The organism is Acinetobacter piscicola (assembly GCF_015218165.1).
Taxonomy (GTDB): Bacteria; Pseudomonadota; Gammaproteobacteria; order Pseudomonadales; family Moraxellaceae; genus Acinetobacter; species Acinetobacter piscicola_A.
This window is the reverse complement of sequence record NZ_CP048659.1, coordinates 1,477,244-1,494,908: the sequence shown is the minus strand read 5'-3', so window position 1 is coordinate 1,494,908 and position 17,665 is coordinate 1,477,244. Positions and strand designations below refer to the sequence as shown.

At 37.6% G+C, this 17,665-nt stretch carries 13 protein-coding genes; 2 read left to right on the top strand and 11 right to left on the bottom strand.

Going from position 1 to position 17,665, the window contains the following annotated elements; all coding sequences use genetic code 11:
- Window positions 1-6: 6 nt before the first annotated feature.
- The gene (locus G0028_RS07165; protein ID WP_180045334.1) at window positions 7-1,353 is read left to right on the top strand and encodes an amino acid permease; all 1,347 of its coding nucleotides are present in this window, start codon (window positions 7-9) and stop codon (window positions 1,351-1,353) included.
- Between the two features lie 350 nt (window positions 1,354-1,703).
- Here the strand turns inward: G0028_RS07165 and G0028_RS07160 are convergent, their stop codons facing one another.
- Window positions 1,704-2,723: a sensor domain-containing diguanylate cyclase gene (locus G0028_RS07160; protein ID WP_180045333.1), complete on the bottom strand. Its 1,020-nt coding sequence runs from the start codon at window positions 2,721-2,723 to the stop codon at window positions 1,704-1,706.
- 223 nt (window positions 2,724-2,946) lie between these two features.
- Between G0028_RS07160 and G0028_RS07155 the strand changes: the two genes are divergently transcribed.
- Window positions 2,947-3,432, top strand: coding sequence for an Lrp/AsnC family transcriptional regulator (locus G0028_RS07155; RefSeq protein ID WP_130072648.1), 486 nt, complete (start codon window positions 2,947-2,949; stop codon window positions 3,430-3,432).
- 125 nt (window positions 3,433-3,557) lie between these two features.
- Here G0028_RS07155 and G0028_RS07150 read toward each other — a convergent pair whose 3' ends face one another.
- From G0028_RS07150 to G0028_RS07105, 10 genes are all read right to left on the bottom strand, one after another.
- Complete coding sequence (locus G0028_RS07150; RefSeq protein WP_180045332.1) at window positions 3,558-4,301, bottom strand: SDR family NAD(P)-dependent oxidoreductase; 744 nt, start codon at window positions 4,299-4,301, stop codon at window positions 3,558-3,560.
- Window positions 4,302-4,544: 243 nt separating this feature from the next.
- Window positions 4,545-4,760, bottom strand: a complete 216-nt coding sequence (locus G0028_RS07145) for a hypothetical protein (RefSeq protein WP_130072652.1) — start codon at window positions 4,758-4,760, stop codon at window positions 4,545-4,547.
- A gap of 86 nt (window positions 4,761-4,846) precedes the next feature.
- On the bottom strand, window positions 4,847-5,944 hold the full coding sequence (locus tag G0028_RS07140) for a hypothetical protein (RefSeq protein ID WP_180045331.1): 1,098 nt from the start codon (window positions 5,942-5,944) through the stop codon (window positions 4,847-4,849).
- Window positions 5,945-6,067: 123 nt separating this feature from the next.
- The gene (locus tag G0028_RS07135; protein WP_130072656.1) at window positions 6,068-6,652 is read right to left on the bottom strand and encodes a hypothetical protein; all 585 of its coding nucleotides are present in this window, start codon (window positions 6,650-6,652) and stop codon (window positions 6,068-6,070) included.
- A 68-nt stretch (window positions 6,653-6,720) separates the two neighbouring features.
- Entirely contained in the window at window positions 6,721-9,360 is a 2,640-nt protein-coding gene (locus tag G0028_RS07130) for a bifunctional aconitate hydratase 2/2-methylisocitrate dehydratase (RefSeq protein ID WP_180045330.1), read from the bottom strand.
- Window positions 9,361-9,665: 305 nt separating this feature from the next.
- Complete coding sequence (locus G0028_RS07125; protein WP_174492915.1) at window positions 9,666-9,935, bottom strand: hypothetical protein; 270 nt, start codon at window positions 9,933-9,935, stop codon at window positions 9,666-9,668.
- 162 nt (window positions 9,936-10,097) lie between these two features.
- Window positions 10,098-11,321 (bottom strand): tetratricopeptide repeat protein, encoded by a 1,224-nt coding sequence (locus G0028_RS07120; RefSeq protein WP_227554787.1) that lies wholly within the window; start codon window positions 11,319-11,321, stop codon window positions 10,098-10,100.
- Window positions 11,322-11,535: 214 nt separating this feature from the next.
- Entirely contained in the window at window positions 11,536-12,441 is a 906-nt protein-coding gene (locus tag G0028_RS07115; RefSeq protein WP_130072662.1) for a tetratricopeptide repeat protein, read from the bottom strand.
- Window positions 12,442-12,553: 112 nt separating this feature from the next.
- A complete protein-coding gene (locus G0028_RS07110; protein WP_174492916.1) occupies window positions 12,554-12,928 on the bottom strand; it encodes a hypothetical protein in 375 nt (124 codons plus the stop codon).
- Between the two features lie 186 nt (window positions 12,929-13,114).
- Complete coding sequence (locus G0028_RS07105; protein WP_180045329.1) at window positions 13,115-17,653, bottom strand: translocation/assembly module TamB domain-containing protein; 4,539 nt, start codon at window positions 17,651-17,653, stop codon at window positions 13,115-13,117.
- Window positions 17,654-17,665 lie beyond the last annotated feature (12 nt).

Here is a 17,665-nt window from a genome sequence, read left to right as displayed (position 1 = left end):
TCATTTATGTCATCGCAAAAGCAAAGCCAACTTCAACATGGCTTAAGTAACCGTCACATTCAACTCATTGCTTTGGGCGGCTCGATCGGGACTGGGCTTTTTCTTGGTATTTCACAAACCATTAAACTTGCAGGTCCCTCGGTTATTTTAGGTTATGCCATCGCAGGTTTAATCGCCTTTTTTATGATGCGCCAACTTGGTGAAATGGTGGTCGAAGAACCTGTTAGCGGCTCTTTTAGTTATTTTGCCTATAAATTTTGGAGCCCTTTTGCAGGCTTTATGTCAGGTTGGAATTATTGGGTACTCAATATTTTAGTGTGTATGGCAGAACTCAGCGCTATCGGTTTATATATACATTATTGGTGGCCTGACATTCCAACATGGATGTCTGCACTTGCTTTTTTTGTCTTAATCAATGCAATCAACTTAGTGCATGTCAAAGTTTTTGGTGAAATGGAGTTTTTATTTTCAATCATCAAAATTGTCGCAATCATCGGTATGATCGGCTTCGGTGCTTGGCTGCTCGCGAGCGGTCACGCAGGTGAAACCGCATCCATTTCCAATTTATGGGCTTTGGGCGGCTTTTTTCCGAATAGTTTGACTGGCTTAGTCATGGCAATGGCGATTATCATGTTCTCCTTTGGTGGTATTGAATTGGTCGGGATTGCTGCAGCAGAAACCAAAGACCCAACCAAAACCATTCCTAAAGCAGTCAATCAGATCGTTTATCGTGTTTTACTCTTTTATGTCTTAACCATTGTAGTTTTACTATCGTTATTTCCTTGGAATCAAATCGCTGAAGGTGGTAGTCCCTTTGTCTTGATTTTTGACTCTTTGGGCAGTCAAGGTGTTGCCACTGTTTTAAATTTTGTCGTGCTCACAGCAGCTATTTCAGTCTATAACGGAACAAGTTATGGTACGAGTCGCATGTTACTTGGACTCGCAGAACAAGGCAATGCACCCAAGTTCCTTCGTAAAATTAATCAACGTGGTATTCCCTATGCCGCGATTTTGACGTCGGCATTCGTCACTTTAATTTGTGTTGTGTTGAATTATATTTTCCCCGAAAAAGCTTTTAAATTACTGATGAGTTTGGTCGTATCCGCCATTGTGATCAATTGGATGATGTTGGCATGTACCCATCTTAAATTTAAACAGAAAATGCAAAAACTTAAGCACAATACGCTTTTTCCCACCATTGCCTATCCACTGAGTAATTATATTTGTATCGCCTTTATGCTCAGTATTTTAGTCATCATGTGGTTAACACCCGATATGCGTATTGCGGTTTTATTGATTCCTGTATGGATCATCTGTTTGAGTTTAGCGTATGGGTTAAAGCGGAAAAAATGAATGTTATTTTAAAAAATCTAATTCAATATTGACTAAAAATAAATTGCGGACAGTATATTTAAAGGCACCCTTCCTCTAAAGATACTGTCCGCAGAATCAAAACCAGTCTCCCAAATGGCTTTGATTGAATAAATTTAGTATATTGAAATAGTAAGTAAAATGTTTCTCTTATTTCAGTTTTATTTCTCTGTTTTTTGAAAATATTTTCCCTCGATTTAAATTATATTGAAAATATTTTCTAAATTTAAATAAACTAACAATAATTATCTTAAATTAATCCTTATCGTTTGAAAATTTTTCAAAAACAACAATCTCAATTTTTAAAATACTTAAACTCAGCATCCAACCCCTTATTCATGGTTGATCATCTTCACTGATTTTCTTTCACGCTTGTCTTCATACATATTTAAGTCGGCACATTCAATCAGCTGATCTATGCTCTGTGCATCTTTTGGGAAAATTGCCAAGCCTAAACTTGCCCCTATTTTTAAATCAATATTTTCAAATACAAAAGGCAAACCACATGCTTCAGAAATACGGTTCATCGCAGTTTTTGCTAAAGCTTGATTTTCCACTGAAGATAAAATCACAGCAAATTCATCGCCACCTAAACGTGCAACTAAGTCATCATGTCGAATAGACTTTTTGATTCGATCTGCAATTTCTTTTAAAGCAATATCCCCTAGTCGATGCCCATATTCATCATTGATATGTTTTAAACCATCCATATCAATCATTAAAACACCTAATTTTTTATTATTTTGCTTTGCTGTAAGCAGTCCTTGACGCAAACAATCTAAAAATAATGCCCGATTTGCCAAACCTGTCAGTTGGTCTTGCGTCGCTAACTTATACAGCTCTTGTGCCCCAAAGCGAGTGGCATGATACATTGCAGCTGCGATCAGTTCCGACATTAAAGTTAAAAGTTGTAGGTCACCTTCTTTAAATGCTGACACTTTTTCTGCATAAATTTTTAGCACACCAATCGCATCCCCACAATGAATCAGGGGAACGACCGCCATTGAACGCAGTCCAACTTTTCGACAAGCGACTTTATCTACCCGTGCATCGAGTTCACTATCTTCACAATATAAAATTTTGTTTTGTATAACACATAAGCCCGACAAACTATTTTCTTGACTTAAACGTAAGCCCAATAAATGTGCTGCCCCACCTGATACCGCACGATAGACCATCTCACCCTCTTCTGCCAACTCCACCACAGCCCCTTTTGCTTGAGTCATCAATTGGGCTTGTTCTGCGACCAACGTCATTACAGCATTTAAATCGAGTCCCAATTTCGCAATTGCAGTTTGGGTTTGAATGACAGCCATCAGTTGTGTTTGTGTCGGTTGTTTGGATTTAGGCATATTGTGAAAGAGAGAATTTAGCGATGATTTCATTCTAAAAATAATTTCATTTTTTGTATAGCGGCTTTCAATATGGTTATTTGCTATTCTTTGACAAGTTGCAAACTTTCAAGCATTTAATGTTGTTTTTTACAGCACTTCGACACGGATTTGTAGTTTTGCATTTCATAACGAGCAAGAGTGTTATAAGCTTTTTTTAATTAAAATATCATTTGATTTTGTCATGACTGATACTGTTTACCAACTTGATCGTATTGATCGAAAAATTTTATCTGAGCTTCGTAAAGATGGTCGTTTGAGTGTGACCGAACTGGCTGAAAAGGTAAATCTGTCGACTTCTCCGTGTTGGACACGTTTAAAGCGTTTAGAAAATGCCCATATCATTGATGGTTATACCGCAAATATTAATCCAAAAGCTTTGGGCATTAATGAGTTATTTTTTATTGAAATTACACTTGAACGGCATGATGATGAAATTTTAGATGAGTTTAGTCATGCCCTTGCCAATATGCCTGAAGTTGTTGAAGCGCATTTAGTCACAGGGGATTATGATTATTTAGTGAAAGTTGCAGTAAAAAATGCAGAGCATTATGAGCGTTTTTTACGGAAAAACTTATACTCTATGAAAGGGATTCGTCATACTCGTTCTATTTTTGCGTTAAGACCGTTAAAGCTGGCAAATAGTGCGGATTTGTTAATGATTGAATAAATTTCAATTATTCATGATCATCGTTCTATTATAATAGGTTTCTATTTTTCTCATTTTAAAATAAATGAAGCATTAGCACAGATACATATATCTAGCTGTGCTAATTACACTATGGTTTATTTACTTTATTGAGCAGTATAACCACCATCTACTAAGATCGCTGTACCATTCACAAAAGAAGCTTTATCACTTGCAAGAAATAGAACAACATTTGCGACTTCTTCAGGCTGACCCAAGCGTCCAATTGGATGTAGTTTAGCGAGTGTTTCTTTTTGGCGTTCATCAGCCGCACTCAACAATGGCGTATCAATATACCCTGGACATACGGCATTAATACGTATTCCTTTGGCTGCATAATCAATAGCAAGTGTTTGGGTGAGTAGTTTTACACCAGCTTTTGCTGCTGCATATGCAGTTACTCCCTTTTTACCGACCCAACTATGGATTGAACCACAATTCACAATCACGCCTTGTTTATTTTCTGCTAGCCAATATTCAATGGCATATTTATCCACTAAATACACTGCTGTTAAGTTAATATCTATAGTTTTTTGCCAACGATCTACGGGTAACTGGTCAATTGGTGCATCCATCGCTACACCAGCATTGGCAAAAATAATATCCAGACTAGAAAATGTATCCACTGTGTGTTGGATCAAGGCTTTATTTTCTTGTTCGTTGCGTACATCTATTTGGAAATAACTGGTGGTAAAACCTTGTTGATTAAGTTCATCACTCACTGTTTGTCCCTGCTGACTTAAATCAGCAATAACTACTTTAGCACCATTTTTGCAAAATGCCTTTACCGTTGCTAAGCCAATCCCACTTGCACCACCTGTTACAATCACTACTTTATTGTTAAAACTCATCTTTTTCATCCTTAAGCCATTACCTGTTTTATAAATAACATATCTCAGGCTAAAAACCCATTAAGTAAGTATGGTGTGTTCTGATTTATTTTTCTCAATTCTTAGCATCTTGTTTTGGCTAAATTTCTTGTTTTATGTTTTAATGGAAACAGTATGAGATGAGCCTTATATGAGTATCACGCGAGTGATACGACTAGCCCCTAACCATGGGGCTTTTTAATGCCTAAAATTGAGGTTTTTCAATCATTGAATGTCAAAGACCCATTTTTTAGCGTCTAAATCGCTCGTGGTTTCACAGACATAATAGTCATGATCCCAAGCATCTTGATTAAAGATTTCTTTCTTAAAGTAAGTGATTTTTTTGCCATTTTCAATACAAACAAAGCTTTCGCCTTGGTCTTTGACTTGGGTTCCGTTGAGGAAACCACCGATACAGAGAAAGCGGGGTTGTGGAGGCATTGTATAAACCTATTTTTTATACTTATTTAACGAATTAAATAAGTATAAATTTTTCACTCTAAAGAGTGAAACTATATTTTGGGATTTCAATATTTATTTTTTCTAGTTGAGGAACAGACTAAACTATTAGTATCATTTAAATCTTTACTTCCAGCTGTTGAACCACCAATTATTTTTTTCTTTAAATCATATACGAGGCTAACCGCAACTCCATCATTATTTGCAGCAGCAATAAGCAAACTATCACCTGCTATTTTAGCTGATGGAATAACTGCAAAGTCATTTTCTTCACTATTTAATAAGGCAGTTACAGCAATCTTACCATTAGACAATACTAATTTGTCATTAACTTTCGTTAATGTACATTGTTCCCCCATCGGTGTGATTAATTGATTTTCCACAAAATCATTAATAACTGTCGAATTACAATGATCATAATTGATTTCATCAATTTTTATACAAGCATTTGGGTTTATTTGTAAACTAGGTAAATTCTCGCTTATAGAAGTCTTATTAGGAATTTGACCAATATTTCCATCTTTTATTAATAAAAGTAGTTCATTAAAATCTTTAATTGTTATGCTTTTTTCTATTGTAGAAATCAAATCTTTTGTGACCTGATATTCATCAGAATTTAAGTCACTCACAGTACCAATTAAATCTTTTGACTCATCGATATTATACCCTTTACTTTTTAATGTTTTAAGTAGAGCGGTATTTGATGTTTTTAATCTAGTTTCATCAATAGCACTACCAGTTTTATACCAAATAGAGGGTAACTGACTTGTTGCATTTGCTATAAGTAAATCAGTTAATGGATTTAAATTGACATTTCCAGCCTTTGTTGCATATCCATGATACTGTTTCTGGCTCGAAGTAACTTCCAAACGACAGGGTAATTGTGTTGAATTTACATCACCTTTCCATTTCCCTTGAGCATCCGTAATAACTTTTTCTTTAAAACCACCCCCATCTTTACATATAGCAGTAATCAATGCAGATTGTAAAGGTGTTGTAGAAAATGTCGTACCCACTAATTGACTATAGGTCATTTGGGGATCTTTAGGTGTATCTTTTACAGGAGTATTATCATTATTACTACTCCCACCCCCACATGCTGTAAGAAGTACTGTTACTACAGCTATCCCCAAATTCATTTTGATATTATTAAAACTATAATTCATTTTTTTTATCCTTGTTTTGATAAGAGATTAAATTTTATTTCATCAATTAATAAAATACAATAATTTCACAAAATTAAAAATAAAGTTGATTTAAATCACAATTAATCTTAAATAAAAGATAATTTAAACATATTTATAGAAATTCTCACGTTCAATTAATTCATTCCATTCTTTATATGTATAAATTTTTAAATTCTCCACACTTGTACCCACTAATACAAACCGATCATCCCACGTTAATACCTCATTTAAATCATCGGGTATTGTTTCAGAAAATTTAGGGAAAATTTCAGGCTCAAAGTTCATCAAACCATTTTCAAGCAAGGTTTTCACTTCTTTTGGATTTTCAGGAGTTGAATGAAATGCTGGAATACTCTTTAAAATTTGCTCTGCAACTTCATTAACATCACTATATAAATCATCTAAATACCACTTTTGGTCTACACATCGCCATAAATAAAGATCACATTTTTCTTGGTGAATATTTAAAGTTTCAGTAATTGCATTAGGTTCTTGGTACCAAACTGAAAATTTCAAACTTCCTGTTAAAATAATTTGAAAATTTGGCAATTTCATATACGAAAAATTGAATAAAATTTTAGTAAACAATAGCCTTATTTTTTCTAATAAGACTTCTACTTCTTTTGACTGCTGAAATATCTGCGCTAACTCAACTTTATAATCATATAGATTTGGAATAGTTTTCATTTTTATCATTCACAAATTCAAAAAATAAGGGCTGAATAATCAGCCCTTATTTTCAACTACTTAATCAATTAAGACAATTGAGCAGCAGCAATTTTTTTCGTATCTACATCAGCAGCAGCATCTGTATAAGTTTCCATCTTATCAAAGTTCAAGTATTGATAGATGTCAGCAGACATGCTGTCGATTTGAGCAGCATATTGTTGATATTCTTCTGGAGTTGGTAATTTACCAAGTACAGCAGCAACAGAAGCAAGCTCAGCAGACGCTAAGTAAACGTTCGCACCTTGACCTAAACGGTTCGGGAAGTTACGAGTAGATGTCGATACACAAGTCGTGTTCGGTGCTACACGTGCTTGGTTACCCATACATAATGAACAACCTGGCATTTCAGTACGCGCACCAGCTTTACCATAAGTATTATAGAAACCTTCTTCCATCAATTGGCGTTCGTCCATACGCGTTGGAGGAGCTAACCAAAGACGAGTAGACAATGAACCGCCTGGAACTGTTTCTAACAATTTACCCGCTGCACGGAAGTGACCGATGTTCGTCATACATGAACCAACGAATACTTCGTCAATTTTCACGCCTTGAACGTCAGATAACAATTTCGCATCATCTGGATCATTCGGGCAGCAAAGAACTGGTTCAGTGATCGTAGAAAGGTCGATTTCATACACTTTCGTATATTCAGCGTCAGGATCCGCTTTAAGAAGTGATGGGTTCGCCAACCATTTTTCCATGTTTTCAACACGGCGTGCCATAGTACGTGCATCGCCATAACCTTCAGAAATCATCCATTTCAACATCGTGATGTTTGATTTCAGGTATTCAGCAACTTTCTCTTCAGAAAGTGTGATTGAACAACCAGCAGCTGAACGTTCAGCAGAAGCATCAGAAAGTTCGAATGCTTGCTCAACAGTTAAGTCAGTTTCCATTTCTGTTAAGTCGATCTCTAAGATACGACCAGAGAAGATGTTTTTCTTACCTTTCTTCTCTACAGTTAAGTCACCTTGCTGAATCGCAACATAAGGAATTGCATGTACAAGGTCACGTAGTGTGATACCAGGTTGCATTTTACCTTTGAATTTCACAAGTACAGATTCAGGCATATCGAGTGGCATAACACCAGTCGCAGCAGCGAACGCTACAAGACCAGAACCCGCTGGGAATGAAATACCAATTGGGAAACGCGTATGTGAGTCACCACCAGTACCTACTGTATCTGGAAGAAGCATACGGTTTAACCAAGAGTGAATAATACCGTCACCTGGACGTAGTGATACACCACCACGGTTCATGATGAAATCAGGAAGCGAGTGTTGCATTTGAACGTCAACTGGTTTTGGATACGCAGCTGTATGACAGAAAGACTGCATAACAAGGTCAGCAGAGAAACCTAGGCAAGCTAAGTCTTTCAATTCATCACGTGTCATTGGACCTGTTGTATCTTGCGAACCAACAGTGGTCATCTTAGGTTCACAGTAAGTACCTGGAAGTACACCTTGACCTTCAGGAAGACCACAAGCGCGACCGACCATTTTTTGAGCTTGAGTGAAGCCTTTACCTGTTGCAGCAGGTTGAACTGGTGTACGGAACAATGTAGAAGGTGCAAGACCTAATTCTTCACGTGCTTTTGCAGTTAAACCACGACCAACGATCAAGTTGATACGACCACCCGCACGTACTTCATCTAGAAGAACTGGAGTTTTAAGTTCAGCTTCAGCGATTTGAGCACCATCTTTGAATGCAGTTACTTTTGCAGCAGCATGATCAATCTTAAGAACAATTTCGTCACCCATGTTCATGTTTTGAACATCGATTTCTACAGGTAATGCACCTGCATCTTCCATTGTATTGAAGAAAATCGGAGCGATTTTAGAACCTAAACAGTAGCCACCGTCTTTTTTGTTCGGGATGTGAGCAATTTCATCACCAAAGAACCAAAGCACAGAGTTCGTTGCAGATTTACGAGATGAACCTGTACCCACAACATCACCAACATATGCAACTTGGTTGCCTTTTGCGATGAGATCTTTGATTTGGCTTAATGGACCAACTTCACCTGGTTTTTCAGGGTTGATGCCATCACGTTCGTTTTTCAACATTGCATTTGCATGCAATGGAATGTCTGGACGGCTCCAAGCGTCTTGTGCAGGTGACAAGTCGTCAGTGTTGGTTTCGCCAGTCACTTTGAAAACAGTCAGTTTAATTTCTTCAGGAACATCTTTACGACTTGTGAACCATTCAGCGTCAGCCCAAGATTGAAGAACTGCTTTTGCATTTGCATTGCCCGCTTTTGCTTTATCAGCAACGTCATGGAACGCATCAAATACAAGAAGTGTTTTTTTCAATGCTTCAGCAGCGAGTTCACCTAAGGCAGCATCATCAAGCAATGCAACTAATGGTGCAACGTTATAACCACCAAGCATCGTACCTAGTAAGTAAACCGCACGTTCTTTAGAAACCAAAGGAGAAGTTGCTTCACCCTTTGCCACAGCAGCTAAGAAAGCAGCTTTTACATAAGCAGCTTGGTCAACGCCCGCTGGAACACGATTTTCAAGCAAGTCAACTAAAAAAGCTTCTTCACCAGCAGGTGGGTTTTTTAATAATTCAACTAATGCAGCAGTTTGAGCATCGTCAAGTGGCTTCGGTGGGACTCCGAGTGCGGCACGTTCTTCAACGTGTTGGCGGTAAGCTTCTAGCACGGTGTTATTCCTCTTTTTTAAAAAATTACTTACGAATGTTTTGCTTCCTTGAAAGCTTCATAAGCAATATGGACAATCAAATTTTACTAAAAATCAAGCCAAAAGTTAATGCAAGCAGCGTGTTAATTCGTGATGACCGTTATTTTGTAAATAAATAGTGGCTGCTTTTTGCTACTTTTATATCCAATATATCTCTCACAAACTCATTTTTTAAAATGAATGTGCTTGCATTACGTTTAACAGATCTTAAACCGTAAAAAAGGCAACCTATTGTTGCCTGAATGGGTGAAATTTAGAATACCACCTTAGTGGACTGTGGTGCTACGTAAATAGTCTTGAAAAGCATTTCTAGAGCCTTCAAATTTGATAAAAATTTCATCCTCATGCAACATAGCATGTTCAGCACTCGCAAATGAAATATGCACTTGGTAAATTTTTGCAGGCTCATCAATCACTTGGCGAATATGCACCTGATCACCTAAACTTAAAACATAGTGACTTCCACTAATCACTGCAACGCCTTGTTCATCCTCTAAGAGCAAGTCTGCATTATGTAGGTACGCAATAACTTCCATTTTCTCACTCCTCTACATTATGTAATTTTCTATTTCTATATTTTATATATGCTTTTCACTTTTTATGCTAATCATTTTTTATTGCAATATTTAAGGCTTTTGCCCCATATTTACGATATGCTTCAATTGAATGGTTATGCATTGCGATCTTAAGATTTTTATTTAAAATAAAGGACATTCTATGGCATACATGGATTTGTCTTTAACCATTCGTGTTTCTAAGCGACAAATATCATATTTTTTCATGGCAAGCTGATCTACACTTTTACCCTCTTGCGATGCCTGTATCAGTATTTCTAAGGCTTTGTCTTTGTCTGCTAAAACACCCTTACCTTGATAATATGCATCTCCTAAAAAGAATTTTGCCCGTGTATTTCCACTATCAACAGCTTTTGAGTAATAATCAAAGGCCCGCTTAGGATCTCGCTCCACCCCTTGTCCGCGTGCATATAAAATTCCTAAATACAACATCGCATCTGCACTTTTGGACTCAGCAGCTTTTTGCAACATTTGCATTCCTTTATTCAGATCTTTTTTGACGACTTCGCCTTGGGTATACATCCACCCTAAATCTGCCAAAGCCTTTAAATGACCATTTTTAGCCGCTTTTTCAGTCCATTTAAATGATAATTCTGGATCTAATTCTACATATTCGCCACTACTGTAGAGCGAACCTAACATAGCTTGTGCATCCACATGTCCTTGTTCAGCTGCAAGTGCAAAATATCGAAGACTTTCTTGAATATTCTTTTTTACATAATTCCCATAAAACAATAAACTTCCATAATAATATTGACCAAGTGCAAAACCTTGATCGGCAGATTTTTTTAAATACTCAGCTGCTTTGGTTTTATCCTGCACTACGCCCAGACCATGTGCGTAACAATTAGATAAATTAAATGTCGCCTCTGCTAATCCTTGCGCTGAAGCATATTTTAATAATTCAAAAGCCTTTTTTTCATCTTTAGCAGCAATATCACCACGTTGATATATGGTCGCCAAGTTGACATACGCCAATAGTGAACCTTTTTCCCTGGCTTGATTTAAATAAAACAGCGCTTTACTACTATTTTTAGCTACATTTTCACCTTTATAGTAAAACCAACCTATTGCATTTAATGCTGGTGGATACTCTTGTTCTACGGCTAAATTTAAATATTTCAGCGCCTTTGCCTTGTCATGCTCATAATAATATTCAAAAACTTGATACTGTGCTTTAACATGTCCTGCCTCAGCATCCGCAATAAGTTGTGTTATTTGAGATTGTGATGCAACTGCAGATGGTTTGGATTCGACTGCTTCAACTTGTTGTGACTGACTGCATGCCGCTAAACTAAGACACAGTAAACTCATACTCATTTTGGTATAAATTTGTTTTTTATACATGATGCAATGCCCTTAATTATTCAAACTTTCTCATAAAATATGCACGATTTTTTTGTTTGAATCTTTTCGATTTCCCCTTGTGCAGACGTCTTTTCCATTGCCCAATAACGATGATCTAGACCTTAGCCATCAAGGGAAAATATTAATTTTTTAAAACGATCATTTCACCCCTTAACAATAAAATGAAATCGCTTGCAAGATTTTTCGACTTAACTCAGCTCATCGGGCACTCGATGGCGGTGTACACTTTACCATCGACCATACTTTTGACTTCACGACAGCCCTTTGAATCCGTTTCTGTACCTTGTAACATGGCAATGGCTTGTGGCACACCGGCTTGTGCTGCCTCTTGTATTAAGCGATAGGCTTTATCCTGATCTTTTTTCGTGCCAACACCGTTGTAATATGCCAAAGCAAGATTGACTTTCGCCATTGGTTCTCCAAGTTCAACTGACTTTTCTAACAACTCAACTGCTTTTTGGTCATTTTGTTTTACACCATCGCCACGGCTATAAAGTGTTGCTAAGTTTGCATAAGCCAAAGCATTATTTTGTTTTACGCCTTTTTCCAGGTACTCTACGGCTTTCTTATAATCTTGTTTTAGCCCCGTACCTTTGTAATACATCCAACCCAGATTGTTTAAAGCAAGACCATGATTTTGTTTGGCTGCAGCCTCTGTCCACCGAATCCCTTGTTCAATATTTTTCGGTAAAAGCTCACCTGTTAAATAATAACTCCCTAGAGTCGCCTGGGTGTGTGCATGTCCTGATTCAGCAACCTCAGTTAACAGTTTTGTTGCTTCCACAATATCTTGTTTTGAAACGTCTGGACGATGTAATAAGATCATACCCGCCATATATTTTGACTGAGCATCCCCCAAAGCCGCACCTTTTCTTGAATATTGCAATGCTTTTTGCTCATCTTTAGCAACTGTTTCTCCTTTGCCATACATGGCAATCAGTTGGTGAATCGCATCAAGATCCCCCTGATCCGCTTTTTTAACCAATTGTTGAACATTATCTAAATATACTTTTCCATCGGCATAAGTCACAACAGAACATCCGAGTAAAAATAAAAAACCAAGTGTATGAATACAGCGTTGAATTTTAATAAGTTGCATAATAACCTTCTGGTGTTTTTAAAAAATTTTAATAAATTACATGTATATATTTATAATAGTATTTGAATTATTGCTATTATTTCAATCTTTACATACATAAAAAACCGTTCTATTAGAACGGTTTGTAATCTGGCATTTTTTTCGGGTCATGCGGTGTATTTAAACATTGTTCATATGCCTGCTGCTTAAACTTCGCTTGTACAGCCTCATGGTCTGCCTTTAACTCAGCATTTGGCATCGCATAAATTTTTTCAAGATACTGCAATATAAAGCCTTTAGTGGTTGGATCTGTGACTTTATTGGCATAATCCAAAGCTTCTTTTTTGCTAATACCATTTTGACGGTCTAAAGTGATTGAACGTGCTGCATTCCCAATACTCGTACAGTAACCTTTCCAAATTTCTTCAGGGGTAGCAGGTTTTTTTTCAGCACAACCCGATAAGACCACAACTGTACCAAGCACAGCGCAGGTGAATAAGTTTTTCATATATATCTCCTATCGGAGCTTATCATACTGAATTTGGCATCGATTGGCAGTTTTAATTGCACTTTTCTACCTATGCGAAATTCTCAGTACATCCAAGCAGCAGTGCTTAATCCTTTTTCCATCTCCAAATTCCCTACCTAGAAGTTAAATTGATTTCGTCAATCCAACTTCTGATCGTCGTAAATTTTAGAAACGCCAATGATAGAACAAGTCGATGGCTTTTTCTAAAGACTGACTTGCTTCTAAGTACAAGCGTTTATTCATTTGATAACGTAAGGTCAGTTTATTGACTGGTGTAAATACACCCACCCCATAACGAATATATAAGTCAGGGGTAATATAACCCGTTAAACTTACTTGGGTATCATCACCTGTACCTTGTGCATCTAATGCCAAACCACTTAAACCAAACGTTTGCCCTATTTGATTGGTAAAGGCACGAGTACCCCCCAAGCCTAAACTGATTCCTGCTGCTGCAATGGTATTGTTGACATCTGATTTAAAGCCCGCTTCATTACTTAAACCACTTGAACCTTCATTAATACGTCCTGTAATCAGCGCATTCATCGCCTCTTGGTCAGATAAACCAGCATCATTATAAACTTGGATATTTGGGCTGCTTGCAGTACCTGTGACCCGTAAGCCAACAGTACTTCCTGAAATCGTTTTATTGGCATCAACATCGAGTGTTGGATTTGCCAATGCGCCATTAAAACGAGCAATGGCACGATTAAGATCAAGTTTTTGCCCATAGGCTTCGATAGTCACTTTTTGACTAACACCAATGGCACCATTGGCACGCATTGCAGTCTCTAAGCCACGTTGAGATAAATACACACGCCCAATCAATGGAATACGACTATTAAAGCCTTGGAAGATAACTTTATTGCCTAGTTTAACATCAATATCTGCACGAATATCCCAAGGTTTAGCTGCTTTTAAAATCGCCAACTGATCATCCCCCTCATGTACAACACGTACATCAGAAGAAACATTGACTACTGGCGCACTCGACTCGGGCATTGAAATTAAGGCATTCGGTACATCGACTTTACCTTTGACTGTAATACGCTTACTCAAAGGATAAGCATCCATACTCATATCGGTATCTACAACAGCTGTAATCAACGGCGCTTGACGAACCAGTAATTTGTCACCTTTGAGTGACAATTGAATACGAGGATCATTCTTCCAATCAATGTTCCCTGTCAGTTTACCCACACCACGACCACTGTTGAATGCGCCATCGATAGTGGCTTGATTTTGTTGAATATGTGAATATAACTGTACATTGGTCAAATTTACAGGCAATGAAATCATACTGATTTCACCATTTTTTAACCGCAATGCACCATCAAACAAAGGCTGTGACAAAGTACCACTGATTTTCCCTGCAAGAGAAAGCGTACCATCTAATTTACGTACATCTGCAATAAATGGTTTTAAGATTTTTAATTGCACTTCATTAAAGGCAACCTCACCACGCATATTTTTTTGCGCAGAATATGGATCAATCACCACACTCGCATAGCCTGTACCCACATTTGGCGCTTTCAGATCTACACGTGTTAATAAACCTTCTGCAATACTTTTCACAATAACACTGGCTTCATCATAGTTCATTGAGGTTGCGGGATCATCGGGATTTTCCGCAGCAATCCCAATTTGACCTTTACGTGTAATGAGTTTTGCATCAATTTTTGGACGTGAGCCTTGTGCCCAAGCAGCTTTGGCATAGCCATTTAGTTCACCTGTTAATGCTAAGCCTTCAGGCATAAATGCAGCAAAGTCATTTAAATCTAATTTTTGGGTAATAAATGAGACATTTCCTTTGGCTGGACTAACCCGTACAGGTTGATCAAAACATAATTTACTTTGTTTACTCGACCAACAATGCTGTCCAACGTAAACCTCAGATTTTGCGGATGTAAAAATAACAGGCGCTGCTTGATCTTGTAATAAATGCGCCCGTACCGAGTCAAACTCACCTTTTTGAATCTGACCTAGCCAATCATTTTGTGCATTAAAGCCACCTGCCAATTGCACATAGAATTTTGAGTAATAATTCCAACCTTGTAGTTGTAATAAATGTGCTTTACGTGTGCCTGTTAAGGTGATCCCTGCATATTGAATCTGACGTGTACCACTACGTAAATTATCCATACGTGCCACCATTTTTGCAGGTGCGGTATCTGACGTTGGTAACTCACCAATTAAACTCATTTTTTCGATACTGAAGCTATTATTCAAGCCCAATTTATCGACTTTAAGATTTGCTGTAGCACTTAAATGAGGCTGCGCTTGTAGGTTTAAATAACCATATGCTGTTCCCCTTAAACCGGGGTATAGCTCATATAAAGCAGGTGCATTAATTTTTAAACGTAAATTTTGTGCATTGCCTGTCGCTTGCACTTGATTTTGCGCATAAGATAAAAATAAATTATTGGCTTCAAACTGCTGCGGCATAAAGCCTTTCTCATTTGAATTAAGTACTACAGCCAAATTACCTTTTCCACGTAAAGGTTTATTGTTAATAATCCCTGCCAGATTCAAATTTTGAATATTGATACGTTTTAAACGATCTGACCATGTGCCTTGTGTTTTCACATTGCCAGACACTTCACCACGTACAGAAGACACAAAATATTGTGGTTTAAAGCGTACCAACGAGGCGTTTACATCCCAACCAATTCCATTGCTCAGATGAACCAAACCACTGGCAAAAATTTTCCCTGCAATACCATCATGTTGTAATTCTGCGATTTTGATCAGTTCAGGTGTGCCTGAAACACGCGCTTTAAGTACACCACTGCCTTGTTTAAACTGTGAAGCATTTAAAGTCCCATCATAATTGACCGCAAAACTTTTAAAACCACCACCGGCTTTTTCATCATGAAAAATGACTGCTGCCGTACTTGTACCTTTGAGTTGAATGGTTTCAGCTTTGGCTTGATCTGCCATCCGTCCAGTTAAATTAATGCCTGTTAAATGAATAATTTGTTGATTTGGCTTTGCATAGCCATTGGCTTTAATTTGACCATTTAACAGATTAACAGGTGCAGCAGGAACAACCGTTTGTGGATTAAAATCCTGAGCATTAAGTAATGCATTCCACTTTAACTGACGTTTTTCATTGGGTAACTCGACCACCGCATTACCCGTTAAACTGCCTTTACCTGCAACATAACGGAATGCTGGGACATGTAAATTATTGCCTTTAAGGTCAAGTTGGGCATTGTATTGCCCTGCAGGCAATGCACCTTTTTCGTGCTGACGTACAACTGTCGCCACATGAATATTTTGCTTTCCTTCCACCAATGCCAGTTTCACTTGACCATTTTCACTACTCAACCAACCAATATACGGCACTGCACGATCAATATTTTTCCACTGCACATCCATAAGCATTGGCTCAGGCGTTTTCTTTTTCTGCTCTGCCTGATCAAGTTTGAGATTCCATGCTTCATATTTGTCAAAATTAACATTGGCAGTTAAATGCATACCCTTTTGTAAAATACCTTTGGACGCAATATTGGCATCCAAACTTGGGGGTAAAAAATCTTGAATTGCTTGGGGAATCAATTTATCTTTGGGGTTAATACGGTCTAAACGCCCTTTCACATCCCAATTCACATGATCTTTCCAACTCACTAAGCCAGCGACATTGACTGCGCCCCCCATGACTTGACCATTGAAATTTTTGATATTTAACTGATTGATTAAATCGGTATGCGCTAAAGCACTATATTGACCTTGTGGAATATTTGCACCACTCAAGTCAGTATTTAAGTCTAAATCTAAACCTTGAATGTCGCCGTTAAACTTGGCAATCCCGTCTTTTGCGAAGAGTTTTTGTTCAGGTAAAATAGGTAAATGGTAATTTTTTAAAATCAATGCACCTTGCATCGGTACATGTGGACGCATCGGATGCAAGACTGCCCAAGCAGTTAATAATTCTGGTGTATGGGTTGCAACACCTGCTTGAATAGTATCGAGCGTTCCTCGTGCATGCACATAAATATCTTGAATATTTAAATGACTTAATGCAGGTAGATTTAAAATTGCTTTGGCTTTGAGTGGATATTTGCCTTTAAAATCCATCATCCCTTCGGCATTTTTAACTGCCAAATAGCCCATGTCCATACTCGAATTTTTAAACTTTAACTCAGTCCCAGACCATAAGGCATCTTCTAAATGCACATCTTTAAAATCAACCTTGCTGCTTGAGCTTTGAATCTGCAAATGATCAACATCTGCTTGGTCTAAACGCAGTACAAAAGGTAATTTGATTTCACTAAACTTAAAAGGCTCATTACTCGGTGGGGTTTTACTGATCACTCTAAGATTACGAACATCTGCATGACTCAAATGAATTTCTTTATCCAAAATCGCACGCCAACCCAAAGACACATCAGCCCGATCAATTTTGACATCCACAGCAGCCAAGGTCACTAAAACATTTTTTAAAATAATCCCTTGTAATAAATTCCCACCTTCATATTCATAGTGGATAATTTTTTGACTGGCTGCAACTCGATCTAATAAAAACTTACTGCCTTTATCCGTTGAAAACATCACAACCAACGCAGCAACTAATAAAACAATAACCAAGCCGATCGACAACAATACATTACGCAATATATTGTGCTTTTTCGGTGTCTGCTCAGCTTGTTGCGGAGGCTTTTGATCATTATTTTGAAGCGCTTGCTGTTTATCGTCAGCCATAATTATCCCAAA